Annotated in this window: 4 protein-coding genes; 3 read left to right on the top strand and 1 reads right to left on the bottom strand. The window is 65.5% G+C overall.

Annotated features, from left to right (window positions below; translation table 11 throughout):
• Positions 1-139: 139 nt before the first annotated feature.
• Positions 140-2,518 carry a phosphoenolpyruvate synthase gene (ppsA, locus tag ACXJKH_RS15225; protein WP_457320507.1) on the bottom strand — a complete coding sequence of 793 codons (2,379 nt, stop codon included), beginning with the start codon at positions 2,516-2,518 and terminating at the stop codon, positions 140-142.
• A 143-nt stretch (positions 2,519-2,661) separates the two neighbouring features.
• Here ppsA and ppsR point away from each other — a divergent pair, with 143 nt between their 5' ends.
• From ppsR to ACXJKH_RS15210, 3 genes are all read left to right on the top strand, one after another.
• On the top strand, positions 2,662-3,483 hold the full coding sequence (gene ppsR / locus ACXJKH_RS15220; RefSeq protein WP_457320505.1) for a posphoenolpyruvate synthetase regulatory kinase/phosphorylase PpsR: 822 nt from the start codon (positions 2,662-2,664) through the stop codon (positions 3,481-3,483).
• Positions 3,484-3,600: 117 nt separating this feature from the next.
• The gene (locus tag ACXJKH_RS15215) at positions 3,601-4,113 is read left to right on the top strand and encodes a DUF1249 domain-containing protein (RefSeq protein WP_256777227.1); all 513 of its coding nucleotides are present in this window, start codon (positions 3,601-3,603) and stop codon (positions 4,111-4,113) included.
• A 59-nt stretch (positions 4,114-4,172) separates the two neighbouring features.
• Positions 4,173-4,661 carry an NUDIX hydrolase gene (locus ACXJKH_RS15210; protein ID WP_457320509.1) on the top strand — a complete coding sequence of 163 codons (489 nt, stop codon included), beginning with the start codon at positions 4,173-4,175 and terminating at the stop codon, positions 4,659-4,661.
• Positions 4,662-4,685 lie beyond the last annotated feature (24 nt).

Below are 4,685 nucleotides of genomic sequence, written 5' to 3'. Positions count from 1 at the left end.
GGTCGGCCGCCCTCCGGCCCGACGTCGTGGTATTGGAAGTTTTCGCCGGGTTGCGTGCGGCAGCCGACCAACGGTCGGCTCTACGGCAAAAACAAAACCCCGCTTGCGCGGGGTTTTGTTCGTCAACCTGCCAGCCGTATCAGCTGTTGGCCTTCAACTTGGCCAGACGCAGCCAGGTATCCACCACGGTGTCCGGGTTCAGCGATACCGACTCGATGCCTTCCTGCATCAGCCATTCGGCCAGGTCCGGGTGATCGGACGGGCCCTGGCCGCAGATGCCGACGTACTTGCCCTTGGCGCGGGCAGACTTGATCGCCATCGACAGCAGCTTCTTCACTGCCGGGTTCCGCTCGTCGAACAGGTGCGCCACGATCGAGGAGTCACGGTCCAGCCCCAGGGTCAGCTGGGTCAGGTCGTTGGAACCGATCGAGAAGCCGTCGAAGATTTCAAGGAACTCATCGGCGAGCAGGGCGTTGGACGGCACCTCGCACATCATGATGATCTTCAGGCCGTTTTCGCCCTGCTTGAGGCCGTTCTGTTCCAGCACCTCGACGACCTTGCGGCCTTCTTCGAGGGTGCGCACGAACGGGATCATGACCCACAGGTTGTCCAGGCCCATTTCGTTGCGCACGCGCAGCACGGCCTTGCACTCCAGTGCGAAGGCGTCCGAGAAGCTCGGGTCGACGTAACGGCTGGCGCCGCGGAAGCCGATCATCGGGTTCTCTTCGTGCGGCTCGTAGTTGCTGCCGCCGATCAGATTGGCGTACTCGTTGGACTTGAAGTCCGACAGGCGCACGATCACCGGGTTCGGGGCCACCGAGGCGGTCAGGGTGGCGATGCCTTCGGCCAGGCGGCCGACGTAGAAGCTGACCGGATCGGCGTAACCGGCGATCTTCTCGTCGATCTTCTTCTTGGTCGCCGCATCCTGGCGGTCGTATTCCAGCAGTGCGTTGGGGTGGATGCCGATGTGGCTGGCGATGATCATTTCCAGCCGGGCCAGGCCGATGCCGGCGTTCGGCAGCTGGCCGAAGTCGAAGGCACGTTCCGGGTTGGCCACGTTCATCATGATCTTCAGCGGCGCCGGCGGCATGTTGCCCAGGTCCGTGGTGGTGCGCTCGAACTCAAGGATGCCGTCGTAGATGAAGCCGGTGTCGCCCTCGGCGCAGCTGACGGTCACTTGCTGGCCGTCCTGGATCAGCTGGGTGGCGTTGCCCGAGCCGACCACGGCCGGCACGCCCAGCTCACGGGCGATGATCGCCGCGTGGCAGGTRCGTCCACCGCGGTTGGTCACGATGGCCGAGGCGCGCTTCATCACCGGCTCCCAATCGGGATCGGTCATGTCGGCGATCAGCACGTCGCCGGGCTGCACGCGGGCCATATCGTCCAGGGTACGTACCACGCGGGCGGTACCGGCACCGATCTTGGCGCCGACGGCGCGGCCTTCGGCCAGCACCTTGCCGTCCTTCTGGTTCAGCGCGAACCGCTCGATCTGGGTGGCGTGGCCACGCGACTTCACCGTCTCCGGGCGCGCCTGCACGATGAACAGCTTGCCGCTGACACCGTCCTTGGCCCACTCGATATCCATCGGGCGGCCGTAGTGCTTTTCGATCACCAGCGCCTGCTTGGACAGTTCCTGCACGTCCTCGTCGCTGATGGAGAAGGTGTTGCGCAGGTCGGCCGGGGTGTCTTCGATGCGCACGCGCTCACCGGGGACATCCGAATACACCATGCGGATCGCCTTGCTGCCCAGCGAACGGCGCAGGATCGCCGGCTTGCCGGCGCTCAGGGTGGGCTTGTAGACGTAGAACTCGTCCGGGTTGACCGCACCCTGCACGACCATTTCACCCAGGCCGAAGGACGAGGTGACAAACACCACGTCACGGAAGCCGGACTCGGTGTCCAGGGTGAACAGCACGCCGGAAGAACCCACGCCCGAACGCACCATCAGCTGCACGCCGGCCGACAGGAACACGTCCTCATGCTTGAACCCGTGGTGGACGCGGTAGGCGATGGCGCGGTCGTTGTACAGCGAGGCGAACACTTCCTTGACCTTGAGCACGACATCGTCGGCACCGGTCACGTTGAGGAAGGTCTCCTGCTGGCCGGCGAAGGACGCATCGGGCAGGTCTTCGGCGGTGGCCGAGGAGCGCACCGCGACGGCGACATCACCGCCGCCGTTCTCGCTGCACAGCTTGGCGTAGGCGCTGCGGATGTCCTGGTCCAGTTCCGGATGCAGCGGGGCGTCGATCACCCAGCCGCGGATCTCCTTGCCGGCGATCGTCAGCGCGCCGACATCTTCCACGTCCAGCGTGGCCAGCTTGTCGAAGATGCGCTTGGACAGATCGTTGTGCGCGATGAAGTCCTTGAAGGCCTCAGAGGTGGTTGCGTAACCGCCGGGGACAGACACCCCCAGACCGGCGAGGTTGCCGATCATTTCGCCAAGCGACGAATTCTTGCCGCCTACGCGGGCCAGGTCGGCCAGGCGCAGTTCGTGCAACCACAGGATGTTCTCGTTCAAGCGCGATGCTCCGTTTGGCCATCGCCCGAGGCGGGCTGGATGGCCACGTCCGTAGGAAGAAGCCGATATGATGCCGGGCAGACTGCTATCGGCACAAGCTTGTATCGATAGCCTTTTTAAGCTTCGTAGGGGGTAAAAGCCGTATGTCGACGATCCGTCCGGTGTTCTATGTGTCCGATGGAACCGGTATCACCGCTGAAACCATTGGGCATAGCCTCCTGACCCAGTTCTCCGGGTTCAGCTTCATTACCGACCGGATGTCGTTCATCGATGATCCGGAAAAGGCGCGGGAAGCCTGTGAAAGGATCCGTGCAGCGGGCGAGCGCTACCAGGTGCGGCCGATCGTGGTCARTTCCTGCGTGGACAGCGGCCTGAGTGTGATCCTGGCCGAAAGCGGCGGGCTGATGCTGGACGTGTTCGCTCCCTTCATCGAGCCGCTGGAGCGCGAACTGGCGGTCAACCGCCATTCCCGGGTGGGCCAGGCCCACGGCATGGTCGACTTCGAGACCTACCATCGGCGCATCAACGCGATGAACTTCGCGCTGACCCATGACGACGGCATCGCGATCAATTACGACGATGCCGACGTGATCCTGGTGGCAGTGTCGCGCGCCGGCAAGACCCCGACCTGCATCTACCTGGCCCTGCATTACGGGGTGCGCGCGGCCAATTACCCGCTCACCGACGAGGACCTGGAGCACGACCGCCTGCCGCCGCGGCTGCGGCCCTACCGCAAGAAGCTGTTCGGCCTGACCATCGACCCGGACCGCCTGCAGCAGATCCGCCAGGAGCGCCGGCCCAACTCGCGCTACGCCAACCTGGACACCTGCAAGCGCGAGGTGGCCGCAGCCGAGACCATGTTCCGGATGGAGCGCATCGCGACGCTGAGCACCACCCATACCTCGATCGAGGAGATCTCCAGCAAGGTGCTGACCACGTTGGGACTGCAGCGCGAGCTCTACTGAGGCCGGGCGAGGGGGCCGGCCAGCGGCCGCAAGGTCCGGATGAACCTGTTCGGGCGCGGCCCTTTGGCCGGGGCGTCGCCGCCCCCACGTTGAAGGATCAACGTGTAGGATCGACGTATGGCCCAGGCATCCCCCCGTATCGAACGCATCCCCAGGCTCAGCCGCCTGAGCTGGCTGATGGGGCTGTACGCGGAAAACTACCAGCATCTGGTGCGGCTGTTCGCGCCGGCCGAGCTGGTGCCCGGCAGCTACGTGTCCTCGGTCGGCGACGGGCTGGACGTGCGCCTGGATGTCATCGAGTGCCACCGCTACACGGTCGAACTGCGGCTGACCTATGATTTCGCCGACCCGGTGACCGGGCAGCCGGACCCGTCGGCCTACGTGCGCCTGTACCGTGACGCGCGCCAGGCCGAGACCACGCACTGCTATGTCGGCCGTCGCTGGCAGGACGTGGTGGGCATGTACCCGCCGCCGGCCGAACTGATCAGCCATCGCATGCGGATGAACACGTTTCTCGGCAAGTGGCTGGAATACCTGGCCGAGCGCGGCCACGGCGTGGCCACCCTGCACCGCGATGGGGACGCCTTGCCGGCCCCGGCCGACGCCCGCCGCACCCGCGTGACCGGCTGAGCCGACCGCCGCGCGCGGATCGCGCATAATCGGGGTTTGTGTCCGTGAGCCCCCGCATCATGCCCTATACCCCGATCGTGGCCACCCTCGGCTACGTGCTGTCGCCCGATGGCAAGCAAGCGCTGATGATCCACCGTAATGCCCGACCCGGCGACCTGCACCTGGGCAAGTACAACGGGCTGGGCGGCAAGATGGAGCGCGACGAAGACGCCGCCGCCTGCATGCGCCGCGAAATCCGCGAGGAAGCCGGCATCGAATGCGGCACCATGCGCCTGCGCGGCACCATCAGCTGGCCGGGGTTCGGCAAGAATGGCGAAGACTGGTTCGGGTTCGTGTTCGTCATCGACGATTTCACCGGCACACCGCTCACCYCCAACCCGGAGGGCACGCTGGAGTGGGTGGACCTGGACAAGCTGGAGACCCTGCCACTGTGGGAAGGCGATCGCAGCTTCCTGCCGCTGGTGTTCGACGCCGAGCCGCGCGCGTTCCACGGGGTGATGCCGTACCGCGACGGTGCCATGCAGTCCTGGAGCTACACCCGCCTGTAATGGCGGCCGCTGGCCGGCAACCCG

This window comes from Stenotrophomonas sp. P5_B8, from assembly GCF_054049855.1.
Note: the sequence above shows the minus strand (reverse complement) of the source record. Positions and strands in the feature narration are given on the sequence as shown.